Origin of the sequence: Dactylosporangium sp. NPDC051484 (assembly GCF_040689395.1) — a bacterium.
Lineage (GTDB): Bacteria > Actinomycetota > Actinomycetes > Mycobacteriales > Micromonosporaceae > Dactylosporangium.
Map to the genome: position 1 here is coordinate 190,248 of NZ_JBFAZX010000012.1, position 21,116 is coordinate 211,363.

25 protein-coding genes and 1 tRNA gene are annotated in these 21,116 nt (G+C 70.6%); 12 read left to right on the forward strand and 14 right to left on the reverse strand.

The features are described from left to right. Positions 1-77: 77 nt before the first annotated feature. Positions 78-1,544, forward strand: coding sequence for a protein kinase (locus AB0367_RS21635; RefSeq protein WP_366228154.1), 1,467 nt, complete (start codon positions 78-80; stop codon positions 1,542-1,544). Positions 1,545-1,559: 15 nt separating this feature from the next. On the opposite strand, the gene AB0367_RS21640 is transcribed toward AB0367_RS21635, so the two are convergent. Further along, positions 1,560-2,075, reverse strand: coding sequence for an MscL family protein (locus AB0367_RS21640; RefSeq protein ID WP_366228155.1), 516 nt, complete (start codon positions 2,073-2,075; stop codon positions 1,560-1,562). A gap of 214 nt (positions 2,076-2,289) precedes the next feature. Between AB0367_RS21640 and AB0367_RS21645 the strand changes: the two genes are divergently transcribed. From AB0367_RS21645 to AB0367_RS21660, 4 genes are read left to right on the forward strand one after another with little or no spacing between them, the layout of a single operon-like run. After that, positions 2,290-3,066, forward strand: a complete 777-nt coding sequence (locus AB0367_RS21645) for a PspA/IM30 family protein (RefSeq protein WP_366228156.1) — start codon at positions 2,290-2,292, stop codon at positions 3,064-3,066. Next, entirely contained in the window at positions 3,063-3,341 is a 279-nt protein-coding gene (locus AB0367_RS21650) for a hypothetical protein (protein ID WP_366228157.1), read from the forward strand. The genes AB0367_RS21645 and AB0367_RS21650 overlap by 4 nt, the downstream gene beginning before the upstream one ends. Positions 3,342-3,351: 10 nt before the next feature. Beyond that, the gene (gene htpX / locus AB0367_RS21655; protein WP_366228158.1) at positions 3,352-4,266 is read left to right on the forward strand and encodes a zinc metalloprotease HtpX; all 915 of its coding nucleotides are present in this window, start codon (positions 3,352-3,354) and stop codon (positions 4,264-4,266) included. Continuing rightward, positions 4,263-4,835, forward strand: coding sequence for a hypothetical protein (locus tag AB0367_RS21660; RefSeq protein ID WP_366228159.1), 573 nt, complete (start codon positions 4,263-4,265; stop codon positions 4,833-4,835). Before htpX ends, AB0367_RS21660 begins: the two co-directional genes overlap by 4 nt. A gap of 77 nt (positions 4,836-4,912) precedes the next feature. Here AB0367_RS21660 and AB0367_RS21665 read toward each other — a convergent pair whose 3' ends face one another. Further along, positions 4,913-5,350, reverse strand: a complete 438-nt coding sequence (locus AB0367_RS21665) for a MarR family transcriptional regulator (protein WP_366228160.1) — start codon at positions 5,348-5,350, stop codon at positions 4,913-4,915. 114 nt (positions 5,351-5,464) lie between these two features. Between AB0367_RS21665 and AB0367_RS21670 the strand changes: the two genes are divergently transcribed. Then, positions 5,465-6,943 (forward strand): MFS transporter, encoded by a 1,479-nt coding sequence (locus AB0367_RS21670; RefSeq protein ID WP_366228161.1) that lies wholly within the window; start codon positions 5,465-5,467, stop codon positions 6,941-6,943. 90 nt (positions 6,944-7,033) lie between these two features. On the opposite strand, the gene AB0367_RS21675 is transcribed toward AB0367_RS21670, so the two are convergent. Beyond that, on the reverse strand, positions 7,034-8,599 hold the full coding sequence (locus tag AB0367_RS21675; RefSeq protein WP_366228162.1) for an MFS transporter: 1,566 nt from the start codon (positions 8,597-8,599) through the stop codon (positions 7,034-7,036). 55 nt (positions 8,600-8,654) lie between these two features. On the opposite strand from AB0367_RS21675, the gene AB0367_RS21680 reads away from it, so the two are divergent. Further along, positions 8,655-9,323, forward strand: a complete 669-nt coding sequence (locus tag AB0367_RS21680; protein ID WP_366228163.1) for a TetR/AcrR family transcriptional regulator — start codon at positions 8,655-8,657, stop codon at positions 9,321-9,323. A 10-nt stretch (positions 9,324-9,333) separates the two neighbouring features. Here the strand turns inward: AB0367_RS21680 and AB0367_RS21685 are convergent, their stop codons facing one another. After that, positions 9,334-9,540 carry an encapsulin gene (locus tag AB0367_RS21685; protein ID WP_366228164.1) on the reverse strand — a complete coding sequence of 69 codons (207 nt, stop codon included), beginning with the start codon at positions 9,538-9,540 and terminating at the stop codon, positions 9,334-9,336. Here AB0367_RS21685 and AB0367_RS21690 point away from each other — a divergent pair. After that, positions 9,462-9,818 carry a hypothetical protein gene (locus tag AB0367_RS21690; protein ID WP_366228188.1) on the forward strand — a complete coding sequence of 119 codons (357 nt, stop codon included), beginning with the start codon at positions 9,462-9,464 and terminating at the stop codon, positions 9,816-9,818. The two genes, AB0367_RS21685 and AB0367_RS21690, sit on opposite strands and share 79 nt — an antisense overlap. A 32-nt stretch (positions 9,819-9,850) precedes the next feature. Here the strand turns inward: AB0367_RS21690 and AB0367_RS21695 are convergent, their stop codons facing one another. Together AB0367_RS21695 and AB0367_RS21700 are read right to left on the reverse strand one after the other, a co-directional pair. Beyond that, complete coding sequence (locus tag AB0367_RS21695; RefSeq protein ID WP_366228165.1) at positions 9,851-10,183, reverse strand: hypothetical protein; 333 nt, start codon at positions 10,181-10,183, stop codon at positions 9,851-9,853. 128 nt (positions 10,184-10,311) lie between these two features. Continuing rightward, a complete protein-coding gene (locus AB0367_RS21700) occupies positions 10,312-10,644 on the reverse strand; it encodes a DUF1622 domain-containing protein (protein WP_366228166.1) in 333 nt (110 codons plus the stop codon). Positions 10,645-11,009: 365 nt separating this feature from the next. On the opposite strand from AB0367_RS21700, the gene AB0367_RS21705 reads away from it, so the two are divergent. Continuing rightward, positions 11,010-11,564: a hypothetical protein gene (locus AB0367_RS21705; RefSeq protein WP_366228167.1), complete on the forward strand. Its 555-nt coding sequence runs from the start codon at positions 11,010-11,012 to the stop codon at positions 11,562-11,564. Between the two features lie 351 nt (positions 11,565-11,915). Here AB0367_RS21705 and AB0367_RS21710 read toward each other — a convergent pair whose 3' ends face one another. The 3 genes from AB0367_RS21710 to AB0367_RS21720 form a co-directional block, all read right to left on the reverse strand. Further along, entirely contained in the window at positions 11,916-12,149 is a 234-nt protein-coding gene (locus tag AB0367_RS21710; protein ID WP_366228168.1) for a hypothetical protein, read from the reverse strand. Between the two features lie 228 nt (positions 12,150-12,377). Further along, positions 12,378-12,983 (reverse strand): hypothetical protein, encoded by a 606-nt coding sequence (locus AB0367_RS21715; RefSeq protein WP_366228169.1) that lies wholly within the window; start codon positions 12,981-12,983, stop codon positions 12,378-12,380. Between the two features lie 503 nt (positions 12,984-13,486). Then, positions 13,487-13,558: transfer RNA gene (locus AB0367_RS21720), tRNA-Val, on the reverse strand. A 75-nt stretch (positions 13,559-13,633) separates the two neighbouring features. Between AB0367_RS21720 and AB0367_RS21725 the strand changes: the two genes are divergently transcribed. Next, positions 13,634-14,680 (forward strand): SAM-dependent methyltransferase, encoded by a 1,047-nt coding sequence (locus tag AB0367_RS21725; RefSeq protein ID WP_366228170.1) that lies wholly within the window; start codon positions 13,634-13,636, stop codon positions 14,678-14,680. A gap of 25 nt (positions 14,681-14,705) precedes the next feature. Here the strand turns inward: AB0367_RS21725 and AB0367_RS21730 are convergent, their stop codons facing one another. The 5 genes from AB0367_RS21730 to AB0367_RS21750 all read right to left on the reverse strand — a co-directional run bounded on the left by AB0367_RS21730 (position 14,706) and on the right by AB0367_RS21750 (position 19,004). Next, positions 14,706-16,379, reverse strand: a complete 1,674-nt coding sequence (locus AB0367_RS21730) for a family 20 glycosylhydrolase (protein WP_366228171.1) — start codon at positions 16,377-16,379, stop codon at positions 14,706-14,708. Further along, the gene (locus AB0367_RS21735) at positions 16,376-16,606 is read right to left on the reverse strand and encodes a hypothetical protein (protein WP_366228172.1); all 231 of its coding nucleotides are present in this window, start codon (positions 16,604-16,606) and stop codon (positions 16,376-16,378) included. Before AB0367_RS21735 ends, AB0367_RS21730 begins: the two co-directional genes overlap by 4 nt. 127 nt (positions 16,607-16,733) lie before the next feature. Next, on the reverse strand, positions 16,734-17,639 hold the full coding sequence (locus tag AB0367_RS21740; protein WP_366228173.1) for a DMT family transporter: 906 nt from the start codon (positions 17,637-17,639) through the stop codon (positions 16,734-16,736). An 85-nt stretch (positions 17,640-17,724) separates the two neighbouring features. Further along, positions 17,725-18,645 (reverse strand): LysR family transcriptional regulator, encoded by a 921-nt coding sequence (locus tag AB0367_RS21745; RefSeq protein ID WP_366228174.1) that lies wholly within the window; start codon positions 18,643-18,645, stop codon positions 17,725-17,727. Positions 18,646-18,656: 11 nt separating this feature from the next. Next, positions 18,657-19,004: a YkvA family protein gene (locus tag AB0367_RS21750; RefSeq protein WP_366228175.1), complete on the reverse strand. Its 348-nt coding sequence runs from the start codon at positions 19,002-19,004 to the stop codon at positions 18,657-18,659. A 30-nt stretch (positions 19,005-19,034) separates the two neighbouring features. On the opposite strand from AB0367_RS21750, the gene AB0367_RS21755 reads away from it, so the two are divergent. Next, on the forward strand, positions 19,035-20,144 hold the full coding sequence (locus tag AB0367_RS21755) for a damage-control phosphatase ARMT1 family protein (RefSeq protein WP_366228176.1): 1,110 nt from the start codon (positions 19,035-19,037) through the stop codon (positions 20,142-20,144). 165 nt (positions 20,145-20,309) lie between these two features. After that, positions 20,310-20,975 carry a response regulator gene (locus AB0367_RS21760; RefSeq protein WP_366228177.1) on the forward strand — a complete coding sequence of 222 codons (666 nt, stop codon included), beginning with the start codon at positions 20,310-20,312 and terminating at the stop codon, positions 20,973-20,975. Positions 20,976-21,116 lie beyond the last annotated feature (141 nt).

Here is a 21,116-nt window from a genome sequence, read left to right on the forward strand (position 1 = left end):
GTCGTCGTCGAGTCCGCATCCGGCCGGTGAGGCGCCCGGTGTCCCCGGGGTCATGGTCGGATGGGTCGGGCAGGGCCGTGCCCACCTCCGCGTTGGCCCCAGGGACGCGCATCCACGACCGGTTCGCGCTGCGCGAGCGGATCGGGGCGGGCGGCATGTCGGAGGTCTGGCGGGCCGATGACGTGGTCCTGGGCCGCCAGGTGGCGGTGAAGGTGCTCACCACCGCGCTGGCCATGGACCCGCTGCTGCGCGCCGCGACCTGGACGGAGGCGCGCGCCTCGGCCCGCCTGGCCCACCCGCACGTGACCCAGGTGTACGACTACGGCGAGATGACGCTGCCCGGCGGCGTCGTGGCCGGATACCTGGTGATGGAGCTGGTCGAAGGGCAGAGCCTCGCCGAGCGGCTGCGGCGCGGAGCGCTGCCGTGGCGGCAGGCGACCACCGTGGTCGCTCAGGTCGCCTCGGCGCTGGCCGCCGCGCACCGCATCGGTGTGGTACACCGCGATGTCAAGCCCGGCAACGTGATGCTGACCCACGCCGGCGCCAAGATCCTCGACTTCGGCATCGCCGCGCTGGGCGGAGGCGAACCGGCCGCCGATGGAGGCCGGCTGGTCGGCACCCCGGCGTATGCGGCACCGGAGCGGCTCCAGCCGGGCGTGGCCTCGCCCGAGAGCGACGTCTACGCCCTGGGTGTGGTGCTCTGCGAGGCGCTGACCGGGCACCGGCCCGTCGCGGTGAACAGCTGGGCGGAGGCGGCGTCCGCACACCGGGCCGGGCCGCCGGTGCTGCCCCCGGATGTCGACGGGCTGCCGCACCAGGTGCGGCGGCTGTGCCTGGCCTGCGTGTCGCCCGATCCGGCGCAGCGGCCCACCGCCGAGGAGGTCGCGCGGGAGCTGGCCTCGGCCGCCGGTCTGCCGCCGCCGGTCACGCCCGCGCTGCCGACCGTCGCGGGCGACCCGCCGGCCACCCCGCGCTCCACCCCGCGCACTGGCTACGCCGTCGGCTCGGCGCCGCTGCCACACCCGCCCACGATGATCGAGCACGACATGGCGGCGCTCAGTGTCGAACCGGGCGCCCCAGCCGTGCGACGCATGCCACGACCCCTGCTGGCCGGGCTGGTCGGCGCGGTGGTGGCGCTCAGCTTCGCCCTCGTGGTCGTGGTCGCGATGCTGGCGTCCCGTCCCGCGGGCGAGACGGCGCAGCCGGTCCAGTCGGGCCCGCCGCCCCAGAGCCAGACGGCCTCGCCGGCGCCTACCTCCGCGCCGGCGTCCCCGACCCCGGCCCCCACCACCGCGCAGAGCATCGCGGAGCAGTTCGACGCCGTGGTCGCCGACGGCCTTGCCGCCGGCAGCATCGACTCCGATACCGCGGAAACACTGCGCGACAAGCTCAGCGACCTGCGCCAGGGTGGCCGCGGCAAGGTGCGCAAGACGGCCCAGGAACTGCAGAAGCAGGTCAACGAGCTGCGCGACGACGGACAACTGGACGACCAGACCGCCGCCCGGCTCAACGCCCTGCTGCGCCCCCTCGCGCGAGGGGACTGACCGCCCCGCCTCGGTTCACCCGGACTGGGCGGGGGGCGAATCGGTGGGAGGCTGATCGGTGCCGCAGTAGCGGCACTTCCTGGCTGCCGCGGGCAGGTCGTCGGAGAGGCACGCGGGACAGGTCTTGGCCGGGGTGGGCGCACCGAAGACGGTGACACCTCGCCGGGCCTGGACGCGCTTGTAGGGCACGACGATCAGGAAGTAGACGACGGCCATGAAGATGATGAAGTAGATCAGAGCCGAGATGAACTGCCCGATGTCGAGGTAGGTCGCATGGTTCCCCGGCCCGCCGAGCTGCCAGCCGAGCCCGACCGACGTGCCTCCCTGGGCCCGGGCGATGATCGGGTTGATGATGAAGTCCGTAAATGCCTTGATCAGCGTGGAGAACGCCAGTGCGGTCACCAGACCCACGGCGACGACGATCACGTCGCCGCGCATGAGGAAGTTCTTGAAGCCTCTGAGCACTACCACACCCGCTTCCGCTTCAGAGGGCTCAGCTGCGCCTGCCAAGCGCGCGGCCCGGCCGGTCATGACCGTACAACGTGGTTCGCGAGCCTTTCGCGGATTTCGACAGGCCGGGACACGACGCCGAGTTTCGGCTAAACTCCGCGGCTCTTCTCCGGCGGGCTGATCTCTGCAAGGCGTGCCGGTGCGCCAGTGCCATCGCCGAAGCAAGATTGGAGATGGGCTTCCAACCCTGCTCGTGCCGTCAAGCCGGACGACACCGAGAGGAAGGACAGTTGTCGTGAGTATCGCGCGCCGCCTGGCCAATCTCTTTCGGATCAAGGCCAACAAGGCCCTCGACCGGGCCGAAGACCCACGCGAAGTGCTCGACTACTCCTACGAACGCCAGCTGGAGATGCTGACGAAGGTCCGCCGCGGCGTGGCCGACGTGGCCACCAGCCGCAAGCGCCTCGACCTGCAACTCACCCAGTTGCGGCAGGCCGGCGACCGGCTGCGGGACCAGGCCGCGCAGGCCGTCGACCTCGGCCGTGACGACCTCGCCCGCGAGGCGCTGACGCGCCGGGCCGCCGTCACCGCTCAGATGGGTGACATCACCGCCCAGCGGGACGCACTGATCGCCGAGGAGGCCAAGCTCACCACCGCCGCCACCCGGCTGCAGGCTCGGGTCGAGGCGTTCCGGACCCGCAAGGAGACCATCAAGGCCACCTACACCGCGGCCGAGGCGCAGACCCGCGTGGGTGAGGCGGTCTCGGGCATCTCCGAGGAGATGGGCGACGTCGGTCTGGCCGTCCAGCGCGCCGAGGACAAGACCGCGCAGATGCAGGCCCGTGCGGGCGCGATCGACGAACTGCTCGCCTCAGGCGCGTTGCAGGACGCCACCGCGACGACCGCCGGCCGCGACGACCTGCAGGCCGCGCTCGACGCGGCACACGGTGACCAGGGGGTCGACCGTGAACTCATGGCGCTCAAGGCCGGCCGGTCGGCGTCGGCCATCGGCGGCCGTCCAGAACCTCGCGCGGTGAGCGGGGGGCAGCCGGACGAGGAGGCCCAGCGATGATCATCAGGATCCTCGGGGAACGTCAGTACGACGTGCCGGAGTCCGCGCTGAGCGAGCTCAACGTGCTCGACGCTTCGGTGCAGGCGGCCGTCGACGCCGGCGACCCGAACGCGTTCCGCGCCCGGCTGAGCGATCTGCTCGCCGTCGTCCGTGAGCGCGGCACCGCCGTGCCTGACGACGTGCTGACCGTCTCCAACCTGGTCCTGCCCGCGCCCGACAGCGCTCTGGCGGATGTGGCCGCGCTGCTGGGCGACGAGGGCCTCATTCCGGGCTGAGGAGCCGGCGATGCGTACCCGGTTCCGCCCCGACCGCCAGCTGACCGCGCGCATGGCGTTGACCGTGTTCCTGCTCGGGCTGGTGTACGTGGCGTTCGTCGCCGTGCTGGTCGCGCTGCTGAAGTCGTGGGTCGCGATCGTGCTCATAGCGGGTGGCGTGCTGGCCGTGCAGTACTGGTGTTCCGACCGGATCGCTCTGGTGGCCATGCGCGCTCAGGTCGTCGACCCGCGGCAGCAGCCCCGTCTGCACGGGATCATCGACCGGCTGTGCGCCGCCGCCGACATGCCCAAGCCGCGCGTCGCTGTCGCCGGCACCGATCTGCCCAATGCGTTCGCCACGGGTCGCAACACCGAGCGCGCGGTGGTGTGCGTGACCACCGGCCTGCTGCGCCGCCTCGACACCGACGAGCTGGAAGGGGTGCTCGCCCACGAGCTGTCCCACATCGCACACCGCGACGTGGTGGTCATGACGATCGCCTCGTTCCTCGGCGTCCTGGCCGGCATGCTCACCCGCTTCATGTTCTACTCGCAGCTGTTCGGCGGACGCCGCCGCGACGGCGACCAGACGTATCTGCTGGTCATCATGACCATGCTCGTCTCCGCGGTGGTGTACACGCTGAGCTTCCTGCTGATCCGGGCCCTGTCGCGCTATCGGGAGCTGGCCGCGGACCGCGCCGGCGCGACGCTGACCGGCCGTCCCTCCGCGCTCGCCTCGGCGCTGACGAAGGTGACCGGCGAGATCGCCCGCATCCCCACCCGCGACCTGCGCACCGCGCAGGCGTTCAACGCGTTCTTCTTCACCCCCGCGATCGGGGCGCGGCCGAGCCTGTCGACCCTGCTGTCCACGCATCCGAGCCTGCGGCAGCGCCTGGACCAGCTGGCCGAGATCTCGGCCGAACTCGGAGAGGCGGCACCGAGCGCATGAGATTCCTCGACGCGTTGCTGGGGCGCACGCGGCCGGTCCAACCAAACCTCGACGCCCTGTTCGCGGTACCGGCCGCGGCCACCACCCTGCAGGCGGCCCTGGACCTGGTCCCCACCGGCGTGGGCGCGGTCTGCTTCAAACCGGCCGAGGGCCAGGCCGCCACGCAGGCCCAGACGGACGCGCTCTCGCTGCTCGCCGCGGACCGCGCGACGCATGTGGCCGTCAGCCAGGACGAGTACGGCTACGCCTGGATCGCCAGCCGGCACGAGAGCGGCGATCTGGCCGGCCTCGTCACCGACCTGCACGCGGTGAACAGCACCCTCGCCGACGCCGGTTACGGGCCGAGCCTGCTGTGCACGATCATCGGGTTCGTCGGCGCCGCCGACACCCGCCGGCTCGGCCTGGTCTACCTGTTCAAACGCGGCACGTTCTATCCGTTCGCACCCTCCGGGGCGCAGACCCGCGACAACGCCCTCGAGCTGCAGACCCGTGCGCATCTGCACGGCGAGCTTCCCGTCGAGCCGGACCTCGGCCGCTGGTTCCCGATCTGGACGACACCGGCCCTGTAAAGCGCGTGGTTTGCCGCAGCCCACAGCCCGCGGTCCGCAAGCCGCGCCAGCACGTCGTCGCGGCGAGGGGCGAGCGTTCAGCTGTCGGCGAGACGTTCCATGATCTGCGCCGCCTTCGCCAGCGTCCGGCGTTCGGCGGGGGAGAGGTGCCGTTCGATGGCCTCCTCGAGCCAGGCTTCGCGAACGGCGGGAATGCTCGAGATGAGTCTGCGACCCGGGGCGGTGATCGAGATGAGCGTCTTGCGTCCGTCTGTGGGATCCGGCTCGCGGTCGACGCATCCTTCCCGGCTCAGGGCGGCTACGGTCTCGGCCATCGACTGCGGCCGAACGTGCTCGGCCGCGGCGAGGGCGCTGACCGTCGTGGGCCCTTCCTGGTCGATGCGACTGAGCGTGGCGATCTGCGACCACGTCCAGCGCATGTCGCTGGGCGCGGACTCGGTGCGCAGCCGGGCTCGCAGCCGGACCATCGCGTGCGGAAGCTGGCGAGCAACGTCGCGGGGAAGCGGTGCCGTCATGAATGAGCACTCTATCCGGTCGACAGCTATAGACAGGCTATCTGTGCAGTTAATCTGTACAGGTAGCCTGTCTTATTGCTAGCCTTTGGTGGTGACAGGCAGAACAGGGCGCCGATGACAGCGTCAGAAGCGACGGAAACCCGCACGCACGATGAGGCCGGCATCGCGAGCGGATCCGGCACCGGTCGGCGGCGCGCGGCGTTCTCGTGGCGGTTCGTGACCCCGCTGTTCATGAGCTCGTCACTCAACCCGGTCAACAGCTCACTGATCGCGACCGCGCTGGTGCCCATCGCGCACGCCATGGGTGTGTCGGTCGGCCGGACCGCGGTTCTGATATCGGCGCTCTACCTGGCCAGCGCGGTCGCCCAGCCCACCGCCGGCAAACTCGCCGAGCAACTCGGCCCGCGCCGAGTCTTCCTCGCCGGCATCGTGCTGGTGCTCGTGGGCGGCATCGTCGGCGGGGTCGGGCAGGACATGACAACGCTGACCGTCGCCCGGGTCCTGATCGGGATCGGCACCTCGGCCGGCTATCCGGCGGCGATGGTGATCATTCGCCGCCGCGCGATCTGGGCTGGCCTGGGCGAGCCGCCCGGCGGCGTGCTCGGCGGCCTGACCGTCGCCGGTACCGTCACGGTCGCGGTCGGCCCGCCCATCGGCGGCGTGCTCGTTGCCGCGTTCGGCTGGCGCTCCGCCTTCCTCGTCAACATCCCGATCGCCATCGTCGCGCTGCTGTTGACGATGATGTGGATACCCAAGGACGAACCGCTGCGACGCAGTGCGCCGCGGGAGATCGTCAGCCGCATCGATATCACCGGCATCGCACTGTTCGGCGGAACCATGAGCGCCCTTCTGGTCTTCCTGCTGTCCCTGCCGGACCCGGACTGGATCCCCCTCGGGATCGCCGTCGTACTCGGTGTCGCGCTCGTGCTGTGGGAACTACGGGCGCCCGCGCCGTTCATCGACATCCGGCTGCTCGTGTCGAACCTGGCGCTGACCCGCACCTACCTGCGCGGCGCACTCACGATGATGGCGTTCTACACCGTCCTCTACGGCGTCACCCAGTGGATGCAGGCCGCCCACGGCCTGTCCGCCCAGGTGGCCGGTCTCGTGCTGCTGCCCATGGGCATCCTCGCCGCGATCGTGTCGTGGCCGATCTCGGCCCGCAACCTCGTGCGCGGCCCACTGGTCATCGGCGCCGTGAGCATGGTCGTGGCCTCGGTCGTCCTCGCACTGTTCACCTCGGGAACTCCGGTCGCGGCCCTCGTCGCCGTCACGTCGCTGTTCGCGATCATGCTGGGCACGACCTCCGCGGGCAACCAGACCGCCCTCTACATCCAGGCACCCGCGGAGCAGGTCGGCATCGCCGCCGGGCTGGCCCGGACCTTCAACCATCTCGGCTCCATCGCCTCGGCGACCATCACCGGTATCGTCTTCCGCCACCACGTCACCGACTCCGGCCTGCACCTGGTCGCCGGAATCCTGGCCGGCGTCGGCATCGTCGTGCTGGCCCTGACCGTGTTTGACCGAACCCTCAAGACCATCAAGGCCCAGCGCCGCACAGGGGATGGGGCGAGCCGCCCCGGTGGGCGTTGAGCCGCTGTTCGATCTGATCAGCCGGGGGTGCCGGCCGGGCCGCGCCCAGCGCCATCGGTGTGGTCGCCGCGGGTCTCGTCCGCTTGCTCGCTACGCCCCGGCGCGTCCGCGGCGGCGCGCCGGGATCAGCAGTGCCAGGAGCGCACTGAGCAGCGCGATGCCGGCGCCGATCCACATGACCGTGTGCATGCCGGACATGAACGCGCTTTCGGTCGCACGGGTGATCGCCGCAGCGGTCGGATCGTTCACCTGCGCGGCAAGGTTCAGCTGCGCGCCGAGCGGAGCGATGCCCTGCTCGGCCAGGCCCTTGTGGATGATGACCTGTTCCGCGATCACGTCGGGGACGTCGGCGCGGTGCAGTGCCACTGGCAGCGTTCGCGCGACGATCGTGGCGATCACCGTCCCGAACACCGTGGTGCCGAGCACGCCGCCGAGTTGATTCGCGGTGGTCTGCAGGCCGCCCGCGACTCCGCTGTGCTCCACGGGAGCCGTCCCGACGACGGCCTCGGTCCCGGCGACCACGACCATTCCCATGCCGAGGCCCAGCAGGATCAGCCATGGCCACTGCCGGCTGTAGGGGGAGTCCGCGGACAGGCCGAGCAGCCCGAAGAAGCTCGCCGCGAGCAGCGCCATTCCCAGAGCCAGTGGCCAGCGCGAACCCAGCCGCTCGGTCAGGCGCCCGCCCAGCGGAGAGCCGACCATGAACGTCGCCATCAGCGGCAACAGGCGGACACCGGTCTCCAGCGGTGTGCGGCCGTTGACGTTCTGCATGTACAGGCCGATGGAGAACAGCACGCCGTACAGCGCGACGTTGCCGGTCACGAGCAGGACGACACCCACCGACAAGGCGCGGGAGCGAAACAGCGACAGCGGAAGGATCGGCGCGGGGAAACGGCGCTGCCGCATCACAAACCCCGCGAGCAGTACCAGCGCCGCGGCCACACCCGCGGCCCAGTACCACCATGCGCGGCCGGACGCGCTGGTCAACGCCCACACCAGGACGAACAACGCCCCGGCCAGCACGCCGGCACCGACGATGTCGAATCGTTCGGCGCGGTCCGCGGCGCGACTCTCCTCGGCCCACCGGACCGCCAGCGCGCCGGCGGCCAGCCCGATCGGGACGTTCAACACGAAGATCGCCGGCCAGGACAGGTACTCCACCAACAGCCCGCCGATGATCGGTCCGGCGGCAGCCGCGGCCGCCGATGCGGCCCCCCACATCCCGATGGCACGGTTCAACTCGGCCGCCGGGAACGTCGAGCGCAGGATCGCGAGAGTGTTCGGTACCAGCGCTGCTCCGGCAAGTCCCTGCAGCACCCGGAAGGCGACCAATGCCGGGGTCGACGGTGACAGCGCGCACCCGAGGGACGCGAGCGCGAAACCGGCGACTCCGATCACGAAGAGCCTGCGCCGGCCGAACCTGTCGCCGAGCTTGCCGCCGACGATCAGTGTCACCGCCAGCGCCAGAAGGTACCCGTTGGTCACCCACTGCAGACCGGTCATCGACGAGCCGAGGTCGCGGGCGATCGTCGGGTTGGCGATGTGGACGACGGTTCCGTCCAGACTGACCATCACCACACCCAGCGACACCGCGACGAGGGTCAGCCGTTGCTTTCGCCTCGACGGACTGACGCCCGCCGCTTCGATTCCGTCCACGCGTCCTCCAAGTGATACATGCTGTCTCAGTTGAGACACGTTGTATCATTTACTCGTGGACAATGCCAGTGATCTCAACGCGACCGAACAGGGGCTGCGGCAGGACGCCCGGCGCAACCGGGAGGCGGTGCTGGCCGCGGCGATCCGGATACTCGCGGCCGACCCCGAGGCGAGCATGCGACAGATCGCCGCGGAGTCCGGCGTGGCGCGAGTCACCGTCTATCGGCACTTTCCGACGCGTGAGCACCTCATCCAGGCGCTGATCGACCTCGTCGTCGATGAGGAGAGGGCCGTCGTCACGAAGGCGATCACACCGGCCGCCACGGCCGCCGAAGTCTTCGATCGCCTCGGCTGCGGGATCATCCGGGTGGGGGAACGCTACCGGTTCCTCGACAACCGGTCCGGCAGCGTCACCGAGGCGCCGCTGCGCCACCCCGCCGCCGATGAGCCGCTGCTGGTCTGGCTGGCCGAGGCCGCCGAGCGGGGCGAACTGCGCACCGGTCTGCCACCCGAGTGGATGTACGCGATGATCCACGGCCTCGGCCGTGCGGCCAACGAGGAAGTGCTGGTTGGACGCAGGACCGCCGACGAAGCCGGTCGGTTGCTCGCGAACACCCTGACCCACGCCTTCGTCGCCGGCCGGGACGGTTCAGCGACCGGTCCCGGCGGTCGGTGTCACCCGGGCGCCGGAGGCGGCAGCGGTATCGCGGCCTCGGCGGTGTAGACCAGGAAGGTCAGGGTTCGAAATCGCCGCCGCGGGTGGACAGCGGGAAGGCGTCGTCGATGGCGGGCGCCCAGATGATCTCGCCGTCCACGACGCGGGCGATGCGGTCCCGGATCGGGTATCCACGGTCGGAGGCGGGTGGCCAAGCAGGAGATCGAGCGGATAGCCTGCGTGCTCGTGGACAACCAGCCAGCTCAGGCGCCGTTACTGTGCACAACCTGGCCGATCTTCACCACCGAACTCGCCGCCGCCCTCAAGGCGTACGGCGAGGATCGACTGACAGATCAGGTCGAGCGGTTGCGTATCGTCGAGGTCTGCGGCTGCGGAGACGACTTCTGCCAGAGCTTCTACACCGCGCCCAAGCCGGCTGGCGCCTACGGCAACGGCCACCGCAATGTCTGCCTCGAACCGCCGTGGCCGGGTCACCTCATTCTCGACGTGCTGCACGACGACATCGTGTACGTCGAGGTTCTCTACCGAACCCCACTGAGCTGACGAGTTGACGTGACCGGCTGCTCTCGCCGATCTTAGGTGCAGCGGCTCGGTTCCCCCTGCCGAGGGCGGGACATCCAAGATCGTGCGTATCGGACCGTGAGCAGCGAAGCCAACGCGAGGACGCTGATCACAGCTTGGGCGATTCGAGCCACTGCGGTGGCACCGGGCAGACAGTAAGTGGCGTACCAGTTGGCGGCCGCATCAGTGACGAGAACGAGAGCGGCGAGGTAGAGCCCGATCGCCCGCCGGGCCAGAAGCAGTGCTGCCGCCAGTGGGTCGAGCAGGGTCAACGAGGTGAAGTAGATCGCCAGCCAGATCGGCGCCCACGGATAAGGAGGCCACCCGCCGGTGACGAGTTGGATCACATGTACTGCGCCGCCGTACGCCAGGACAACAGCCTGACCGGCTACCGCTACGCGAATGCTCCGAGGGACGCCTCGCCAACGCCGTCGGCTCACCCGGCCATGGTGTCACGGGCAGTGCAGCGGCTTTCTTACCCAGCGGTGTCGCGCTTCTGCCATGGCCATCGCCCGTTTATCTCGACTTCCAGCGAGAAGCTCAGGAAGGTGCGGATGAGGACGATCGACCCCAGGATCGCCACGCCGGTCAGCGTGGGCGAGGTGGCGACGGTACGGATGATGTCGCCGGCCACGAGCAGTTCCAGGCCGAGCAGGATGGTCTGGCCAAGATGCTGGCGCAGACGCCGGTAGACATCACGCTCGTGCCGGGAGAGCCGGACGGCGCAGGCCACGAACGCGACCATCGCGCCGGCCAGAATGACCACGACCCCCGCGGCGTCGATGGTCAACCCGATCTTCTCGATCACGTTGTCGTAAACCATCTCGCTCTCCTTTGACGTGTCCGTCCGGCTGTCCACGGTCGGTGGCTACAAGCGGGGTGTAAGCCGGACTGTCCTTTTGTTCGCTTGACGGTTGCAGCTCTCTGACCCCCTGTTTCCCCCGGCGGAGGGGCGAGAACAGAGAGGTGGATCGCTCCTCCGTTCTCGCCCTCTTGTTCATACCCGCCCCGCTGCTCCCGCTCGGGCGTGTGATCTGCGTCCCCATCGGTTCCGAAACGCGGCTGGCGATCTTGTCGTGCGGTTCGGTTACCTCATCCGCGGACAGGCGCTCGATGCGCTGAAGGGCTGATCGGCCGATGCTCGGAAAAGCGCTCTCATGTAGCTTCATCGATATGTTGAAGTCGCTGCGCCGCCACGCGCGCAATGTGGTCACCGTCGCCGGGCTCGTCATCGGGCTGGTCCTGGGGCTGAGCAGCCCTGCCTTCGCCAGTCTCTGGGCGCTCCAGGACGGATTCGAGTCCAACCCCGCCGCCACCTGGTGGTTCCAGAGCTCCGGCAACGGCTTCGGCAACTTCGACGGGACCAACGGCACCCCGCACACCGGCAGTCGCTACGCCGACGTCTACCGGTTCGACGCGGGCTGGGCCTCTGTCGGCCGCAACGTGCACCTGACGCCCGCGGCCAACCACCCGTCGAACTGCAGCGCGCAGATCTGGCTGCAGCAGGCCCCCGGCACCCGCGTCAACTTCGAGATCATCAACCCGTCGACCTGGACGTACATCAGCCTCAACCAGATCACGCTCCCGAACGACTGGCAGTGGCACGCCTACACCTCCGGGTCGTGGAAACCCGGGCCGGTCGACGTCGTCGTCCGGGTGTCGGCGGTCAGCACCGGCGGCTTCGCGGGGGTCAAGGTCGACGACCTGACCGTCCAGTGCAGCTACTGAGTGCTCAGGCGCTGGTCGTGCCGCCTCCGCGGCGGTGATGCGCGGCGGCGCGGCCATGGCCCGTGCCGCCGTCGGCGGGGCTGGAAGCGGCCGGACGGGTGGTGCTCATGACGGGCTCCACACCTTGGGCTGTTCGGGTCCTGGCCACCCGCGGCCGGCTTGGCTCGCACCGTCCTTCGCGGATCGGCCTGCATTGTCGTCGCGCTAGGGGAAGCCTCGGCTCCTTCCCTCACCAGGCCGTATTCGCGGAGCTGACAAGAAACGCATCAAACGCGGGCGTCCCGGGGCGGTGTTTGCGCAAGATCGTCTCCCAGATTTCTCCCGACGAGTGGTTGTCTTCGGACGGCTCGGCTACGGACTAACCGGCGGATTCCAGTATTCCTGATCGATGAGACGGAACATGCAGCCGATGCAGCAGAGGATGACGAACAGCGCCACCGGGATGCCGAGCGCGAGCCACAGCAGGACCTCCCCCGTCAACTTGACCCGCGATGTGGAGGAGGGGCTCGCCTGGTTGGGGTCGTTTTCTGGTCGCACGCAGAGGATGATCCACCAGTGATCGTCGCCGGCCAATAGTGAATCCATCTACGCACGTCCAACCCGATCGAGTCGACTTTCGCCACCGTCCGGCACCGCACCCGGGTTACCAAGGGCCCGGCCAGCCGCCGTGGTGGTAACGCCACAGCGTTCGCGCCGGACGTGCCCAAACCCCTTGTGCCGCAACGGTTCGAGGTTCACAAGCGTTCGCGGCTGTTCGCTCCCGTGACCCCCTGTTTGCCCCGGTATCGCTGGAACACGACTCCCGTCGGCTGCTCATGTCTCCACGATGTCGCCGGATGCTTCGATCGCATCGACAAGGCGGCGGAAGACCGGCCATGGGATCTCCCAATTCCCGTGCATGGTCAGCGTCACGCGGTCGGCAGGACCCGGCACGAACGGTCCGCTCGCCGGCTGAGCATCCGCGATCTGGACGTCGATGTAGTTGTTGCCCACGGCGTCCGGCTTGACCTCGTACAACTCGTAGCACCACAAGCCGTTGTCCCCGAAGTGGAACTGGTTGACCTCAAACTGCCGGTCGTCGTGCTGCCAGCCGTTGAGCGTCAGGGGGAGCGCGGTGCCCTCCGTGGCGAGGCTTCGGTCCTCCGCCACCAGGTCACCAGTGGACTCCACCAGGCCGATGAACTTCGTCAGGATCGGCCACGGCACCTGGCCGCCGCCGGCGCGAACGAAGACGTGATGGGCCGGCCCCGGTGTGAAGGGACCGTCATCCGGAGTCGAGTCGGGGATGACGATCTCGAGGTACGGGCCTGTGCCGGGGGCTCCGGTTAGACCGGTCAGCTCGTACTGCCAGGCAACGTCGGGCAAGCTGTACCCGGAGCTGACCTCGTACAGCTTGTCGTCGTGAAGCCATACCCCCATCGCGTCATGATCGCAGATCTGATCAGCACGTGTCGTCGACAGTCGTCACGCATTCGTGTCGCAGCAGGGGCGGATAGGGCTGGAGGGCTACGAGCGCCACGCCCTGACGCCGCGCGGACCAGCCTCAGACAGCGGTGCCCTCACGCGGGTACCAGGTTCTCGCGATGGCCCAGCTTGTCAAGGCGGCGGACGGGCTCTTCGCGGCGCCCGCCGGGTCGGGACCCGAGCGGCACAGGTCGTCGGGTGCCGCCTGCGGCATCTCCTGTAGTCCGCCCCGCTCGACGACGTCGATCGGGTCGAAACGCTACGGTGTGGGCATGGCCGATGCGAAGCGAGGCCGGGGCCGGGCAAGCGGAGCGAAGCCAGTGCCGATGCGAAGCGAGGCATCGGGGGGTGCGGGGTGGCGCAGCCCCCCGCCATGAGCGAGCGAAGCGAGCGGGAGGAATCCACCGCCGACATGCGAAAGAGGGCGAAGCCCTATGAGCAGGCTTCGCCCTCGGCGGTGGGCGATACTGGGATCGAACCAGTGACCTCTTCGGTGTGAACGAAGCGCGCTCCCGCTGCGCCAATCGCCCGCGAACACGAACTCTACCGTACGGACCCCGGCGCTCGCATCTCGGTACTGCGGTGTCCGCTAGGGTGGGGGGCCTATGACGCTGTATGCACTGCTCATCCTGCCTTCCGCCAATCGGGTGTACGCCGACTCAGCCGTCGAGTTGACCCGGGCCGAGTTGCTGGCGTTCGACCGGGGGGTGCTTGGCCGGCGGCTGTCGGACGTCGGGACCCGGGTGGTCGCCGGGGTTCCGTATGTGACGTTCGAGGCCGGGGAGCTCTCGGCGCGCGACGCCGCCGTGCTCGGGAACCTCTCGTCGGTCTACGCGCTGTTCGAAGTGGTCGGGGAGATGTTGCGGCCGGTGGAGCTCAAGCCGCTCGACCGGTTCGACGATGATCTCATCACCATCCAGAAGTACCAGGGGAAGACGAACGAGCAGTTCACCAAGCTGTTGCTCAATGTGACCCTGCTCGCCTCCGGCTTCGCCGGGGAGATGCTTGAGCGGCGGTTCCGGGTGTTCGATCCGCTGTGCGGGCGGGGGACGACGTTGAACCAGGCGCTCATGTACGGCTTCGACGCGGCCGGGGTGGACCGGGACCAGAAGGACTTCGAGGCGTACGCAGCCTTCATCCAGACCTGGCTCAAGCGCAAGCGGCTCAAGCACAAGGCCGAGTTCGGGCCGGTGCGGCGGGAGCGGCAGGTCGTGGGCAAGCGGCTGCGCGTCGAGCTCGCGGCGGACCGGGACGACTACAAGGCGGGGGCCACCCAGCTGCTCGACGTGGTGAACGCGGATACGGTGCGTTCGGCCGAGTTCTTCAAGGACGGCTCGTTCGACCTGGTCGTGACCGACGCGCCCTACGGTGTGCAGCACGGCAGCCGCACCGCCGGCAAGGGGCTCGTGCGTAGCCCGGAGGACCTGCTCGCCGAGGCGGCGCCGGTGTGGGCGCGGCTGCTGCGGGCCGGCGGGGCGATGGGCGTGGCGTGGAACACGTTTGTGGCCAAACGGGAGCTGGCGGCGAGCCTGCTGGCCGACGCGGGGCTCGAGGTGGTCGAGGACGAGCCCTACCTGTCGTTCCGCCATCGCGTGGACCAGGCGATCATGAGAGACATCGTGGTGGCCCGCAAACCGGCGTCCGCCGCGTAGGCCGAGCGAGCGGGGGGAGCCGGGGCTACGACCAGGGGATCTCCGGGTCCGGGTGGAAGCCGACGCCCCAGTGTGTCCACCGTGGAGCGTGGGCGGCCAGCCGCGCGCGGAACGCGGGCCAGTCGCGCGCCGGCTGCGGTGACCACGCCACCTCGGCGACCGCGGGCAGGCGCGGGAACGCCAGCAGGTCGATGTCGGCCTCGGTCTCCACCGTCTCGGTCCATAGTGGAGCCTCGACGCCGATGACGTCGGGGGCGCCGGGCAGCAGCGTCGCGGGATCCCAGTCGTACGCCGTGCGGACCGTGATGTGGCCGGCCCAGTCCAGGCCGATGCGGGTGCCCGCGTCGTACTTCATGTCGAGGTACACCCGGTTCGCCGGCGACAGCAGGATCCGCTCGCCCTTGGCGAGGGCCGCGCGCATGTCGTCGTCGGGGTCCGGCAGGTTACCCCAGTACTGCACGATCCGGCCCGGCTCGCGGTCGGCCGCGCCGATCTGGTGCCAGCCGACGACCGTCTTGCCGGTCGCCGTGACGAGCGGCTGGACGCGGTCCATGAACGCGAGGTAGTCCTCCGGCGAGGTGCTCAGCGCCTCGTCGCCACCGATGTGCACAAACGGGCCCGGGGTCAGCGCGGCGACCTCCTCCAGCACCTGCCGCACGAACGTGTACGTGACGTCCAGGTCCGCGCGCAGCGTGCTGAAGCCCACGGCGACGCCGGTGTACGGCGGCGGGGCGACACCGTCGCGGTTCAGCTCGGGGTAGGCGGTCAGCGCGGCGTTGACGTGGCCGGGCATGTCGATCTCGGGCACCAGCGTGACGTGCCGCGCGGCGGCGTAGGCGACCAGCTCGGCGAACTGCGCCTTGGTGTAGTGGCCGCCCGGGCCGCCCCCGACCTGCGACGCGCCGCCCACGCTCGCCAGCCGCGGCCACGCGTCCACCGCGATCCGCCAGCCCTGATCGTCGGTGAGGTGCAGGTGCAGGACATTCATCTTGTACCGCGAGATCCGGTCGACGAAGCGCTTCAGCACCTCGACGCCGAAGAAGTGGCGGGACACGTCGAGCATCGCGCCCCGGTACGCGTAGCGCGGGCGGTCGGCGATCCGTCCACCCGGGACGGTCCACGGTCCATCCTGGACGGTACGGGCATCCACATCGGAGGGCAGGAGCTGCAACAGGGTCTGCACCCCGTAGAACAGCCCCGCCTCCGTTCGCCCCCGAACGGTAACCCGCTCGGCGGTGACCTCCACCGTGTAGGACTCATCCGGAAAATCCGAAATCTCGGCAGTGTCCGAACGGTCGTGCTCGATCGCAGCGCCCGGCCGCTCCCCGGCAGGCGACGGGACGGGACGGACCGCGGCAGGCGGGCGATCCGCAGCGGACGGAAGGGCGGGGCCGGTCGCGGCCGGAGCGAGCTCGGCGTGCACGTCCCCCCGGCGGCCGCGGTCGAGCACGGCGGACAGCGGGGGCCCGGCGTGCTCGGCGGACAGCGGCGGCCCGGCATGCTCGGCGACGAGGACGAGCTCGATCGTGGCACCCGGGCGGTCCACGACGGGCAGCGCGTATCCGGTCGGCCGTCGCAGGAGATCGGCGAGGTATCCGCCCAGCACCGCCGAATCGGAGCGGATCGTGGCGTCGGGGCGCAGCGTGAACGTGACCGACGGGTCCAGGACCACCTCGGCGGGGACCGGGATGACGTTCATCGCGGGAACGCCGCGAGCGGGACGGTGCCGAGCGCGGCGGTCGCCGGGCCGTCGAGGGCGTCGCCGACCTGCCGTCCGCGCGCGAGGGCGACGAGGGCCGCGCCCGCCCGGGACCGCGTCGCCGGCCCGTACACCGGCACGGCCGGCATCGACGTGAGCTCCGCCGGTGGCGAGGCGGCGAACGCGATCCGTTCGGCCGGCGCGCCGGTGATGTCGATCGTCAGCACGTCACCATGGTGCCAGCACGCGGGCGCCACGGCTCGCCCGATCGGCGCACTGCCGGCTGGCCGGCCGGTCCCGCGCCCGGGCCGGTGCCCGGGCCGAAGCCGGCGACGGTGACGCCGACGCGCGGCGTCATGCGTCGGCCGGCACGGGCTGCGGCGCCGCGGCGGGCGCGGGGCGGCGGATCAGGAAGATGCCGGCGAGCACGGCCACGGCGCCGGCGAACACCGTCCAGCCGACCGGCTCGTCGAGCACGACCGCGCCGAGCAGGACCGACACCACCGGGAACAGGTAGGTGACGCTGGAGGCGACGGTCGCCCCGTCGCGGGTGATGAGCTCGAAGTTGAGCACGTAGGCCAGGCCGGTGCAGACCACGCCCAGCACCAGCAGGCTGATCAGCGAGTCGGTGTGCAGGTGCACCGGCTGCAGCCCGGCGAAGGGCATCGCCAGCAGCAGCAGGCCGGAGGCGGCGGTGAGCTGCGCGGCGGCGAGCATGAGCGGCGGCACGCCGCGCCCGGTGAGGAACCTGCCCATGTACGCGAAGCTGGCGCCGAGGCTGACGGTGCCGATCGTGAACGCGATCACGCCGCCGGCGCTGTTGGCGCCGTGCTGCTGCCACGGCGCCGCGACCAGCACCGTGCCGCCCGCGCCGAGCGCCAGGCCGAGCGCGCGCAGGACGCCGAGGCGGGCGCCGCCGCCGAGGGCGAGCAGGGCCAGGACCGTCCAGACCGGGGTGGTGGAGTTGATGATGCCCGCGGCCGACGAGGACGCGGTGCGCTCGCCCCAGGCGAACAGCACCCACGGCACCGCGTTGCCCAGCAGCGCCGCGACGGTGAGATGGCCCCACAGCTTCCACCCGCCCGGCGGCCGCAGCCCCTTGGCCAGGCCGATGAGCAGCAGCGCGGCGGCGCCCATGACGAGCCGTACGAAGACCATCTGCACCGGCGACACGTCCTGGCCGGCCAGCTTGATCCACAGGAAGACCGAGCCCCAGATCAGGCCCAGCAACCCCAGACGGCCCATGCTTGCCGCAGACATCCGCGTCCCCTTTCCCATGCGGTACGCAGGCAGCGTCACATCGCGCCCGGTCCGGGGTCCATCGCGGAAGTGTGGGCGGATCCGTTCAGGGATGCTGAAGGTTGAGCCGGTCGCCGGCCTCGCGCAGCGCGTCCAGCACGGTGCGCAGGTGCGGCGCGCTCTGGCCGCCCCGGCGGGTGACGGCGGTGATGTGGCGGACCGGGCGGTGCGCGCCGATCTCGCGCACGACGACCCCGGGCCGCGGGCTCACCCGGGCCAGGCGGGACACCAGGGTGACGCCCATGCCGAGCGCGACGGCGGTCATCGCGCTGTCCCAGTCGCCGATGCGGTGCACCACGTCGGGCGTGAACCCGGCGGTGGCGCAGGCGGCGACGGACACGCCGAGGCAGACCCCGGCGTGCGGGAAGATCCACGGCTCCTCGGCCAGGTCGGTCAGCGCGACCTCGGCGGCGGTGGCCAGCGGGTGGTCCTGCGGCAGGGCGACGTCGTAGACGTCGGCACACAGCGGGGTGCGGTGGAAGCGCGGGTCGGTGGCGGGCGGCCCCTGCGCGGACTCGACCACCAGCGCCACGTCGAGGTCGCCGCGGATGATCAGGTCGTACGCCTCGGGGTGCTCGACCTCGGTGACGTGTATCGACAGGCCCGGCGCGGTGCCGCGCAGCCGGCGCAGCGCGGGCAGGGCCAGGCCGGACAGCGTGGCGGCGAACCCGCCGAGCCGGATCGTGCCGACCGTGCCCGCGGCGGAGGCGGCAAGGTCGGCGTGCGCCAGCTCGACGCGGGCGATGATCTCCTCGGCGTGGCGCAGCAGGACCTGCGCCGCGGGGGTGAGCCGCAGCCGCCGGCCGGCCGGCTCGGTGAGCGCCACACCGGCCTCCCGGGCCAGCGCCGTGAGCTGCTGCGACACCGCCGACGGGGTGAGGTGCATGGCCTCGGCGACCGCGCCGACCGTGCCCCGTCGCTGCAGTTCGCGCAGCACCCGCAGCTTGCGTACGTCCAGATCACGCACGAGCCGGCTGCTCAGCGGGTGCGCTGCGGGGGGTGGCGCCGCAGCTGCGGCGGGGGCGGCGCCGCCTGCGCCTGCTGCTGCCGGTTCTTGCGGGTCTTGGCGGCCAGGCGGCTCAGGTAGATGAGCGCGCCGCCGAGGACGCCGACGTCGTCGATGTAGATCGGGTCGGGCAGCAGGTCGAACGGGAAGACGGTGTAGATGATCGCGCCCCAGAACACCCACTTGCCGCCGACGCCCATCGTCTGCAGATACTTGCCGGTCTTCCACACCCGCACGGCCAGGACGATCGCCAGCACCAGGAAGGCGATCAGCACCAGCGCGCCGACCGCGAAGAGTGCGTACAACACCTCGTCCGACATAGCTTCGAGTCTAGGGGCGATACTGCCCCCATGCCCGTCGAGCCATCCGCCATCCTCAGCAACGTGCCCGGTTCGTTTCCCGAGTCGGTGCTCCGCGAGCGGCACCCGGCGATCGTCGAACGGGTGCTGGCTGGGCATCCGTACCCTCCCGAGGTACGACTGCGGCTTGAGAAGCTCTTGATCGAGCCCGTCGTGGAACCCCTGCCCGGCGGGGCGCACGACGCGCAAGCCTGGGCCGCGTGGGGTGAGGGCATGTACGGCCGGTCGTGGTACGACGTGCCGTTTCTGTGGGCGGAGAACTTCTTCTACCGGCGGCTGCTCGAAGCGGTCGGCTACTACGCGCCCGGGGCGTGGCGGGGCATCGACCCGTTCGGGCCGCAGAAGGCCGCCGACCTGCCGGGCCCCGCGGAGCTGGCTGAGCTCGACGCCTTGCAGGAGTTGCCGGAGCAGGAGCAGGCGGCGGGACTGGTCGCGGCGGCGCTGTGGGGCAACCGGGCCGACCTGGGGTTCCGGCTGGTCGCCGAGGCGGCGCACCGGGTCGACGAGCTGATCGTCGACGACCGCGAGCGGCTGTGGGAGCTGGCGAACGGGGGCACGGTGGTGCTCGTCGCCGACAATGCCGGCCGGGAGCTGCTGCCCGATCTGGTGCTCATCGACTTCCTGCTGCGCACCGGCCGCGCCTCGCGGGTCGAGCTGCACGTCAAGCCGGCGCCGTACTTCGTCTCCGACGCGCTGAGCGCCGACGTGCTCATCGAGCTGCGCCGCTTCCCCGCGGGCAGCGCGATCGGCGGCCGGCTGGACGCGGCGCTGCGGGACGGTTCACTGCGGCTGCACACCGAGGAGTTCTACTGCGCGCCGCTGACGTACCACGCGGCGCCGGACGCTCTCGCGGCCCGGTTCGCGGCGGCGGAGCTGACGATCCTCAAGGGAGATCTCAACTACCGCCGCCTGGTGGGGGATCTGCACTGGCCGTCGACCACGTCGTTCGAGGAGGTCACCGGGTATTTTCCCGCCCCGGTCGCCGCGCTGCGGACGATGAAGTCGGACGTGGTGGTCGGACTGTCCGCGGGCGCCGAGCGGAGCCTGCCCGCGTCATGGCGCACCAGCGGCGCCTTTGCCCTGGTTCAGGTGCGCGGCTGAGGCGGTCGTGGCGGTCGAGGTGTATGTGGGGCCGGCCCAGAACTTGCAGGAGTTCGTCATGCTGAGCACTCTGCCGTCAAGGACTTGGCGGGCACTTGCGGTCCGCTTGCGAAAGCCCTCAAGGGTGTCGGGCGTCACGTGCAGGGTTCGTGCAAGGGTTGATCCGTGAGCCGGATTCTCATCGTCGACGACGAGCCACAGCTGGTCCGCGCGCTGCGGATCAACCTCGTGGCCAGGCAATACGAGGTCGTCGTGGCGTCCGGCGGGGCCGAGGCGCTGCAGCGGGCCGCCGACGCCAGGCCCGACCTGATCGTGCTCGACCTCGGGTTGCCCGACATCGACGGCGTCGACGTGATCCGCAAGCTGCGCTCGTGGACGCCGGTGCCGATCCTGGTGCTGTCCGGCCGGGCCGACTCCCGCGACAAGGTCGAGGCGCTCGACGCCGGCGCCGACGACTACGTGACCAAGCCGTTCAGCGTCGACGAGCTGCTCGCCCGCGTCCGCGCCGTCACCCGCCGGCTCGGCCCCGCCGACGAGCTGGAGCCGGTCCGCATCGGCGGCCACGAGGTCGACTTCGCCGCGCGCACGGTCAGCGGTGGGGTACACCTGACCAGGACGGAGTGGCAGCTGCTGGAGGTCCTCGCGCGCAATCCCGGCAAGCTGGTCGGCCAGCGGCAGCTCCTGCAGGAGGTGTGGGGGCCGACGTACCTCAAGCAGACCCACTACCTGCGGCAGTACGTCACGCAGCTGCGCCACAAGCTGGAGGAAGACCCCGCTCGGCCACGCCACCTGCTGACCGAGCCCGGCATGGGATACCGCCTTCGGCCTTAGGGCCTGTGTCGAAGTGGTGGCCGGGCTGCGGCGGACGACACAGGCCCTAGGGCCTGTCTGATGGATCATGGTTGACGGCGGTCGGGTTTCGCGCGGAGCCAGATGATGATCGAGGCGATCCCGACCGTTGCCTCGTAACGG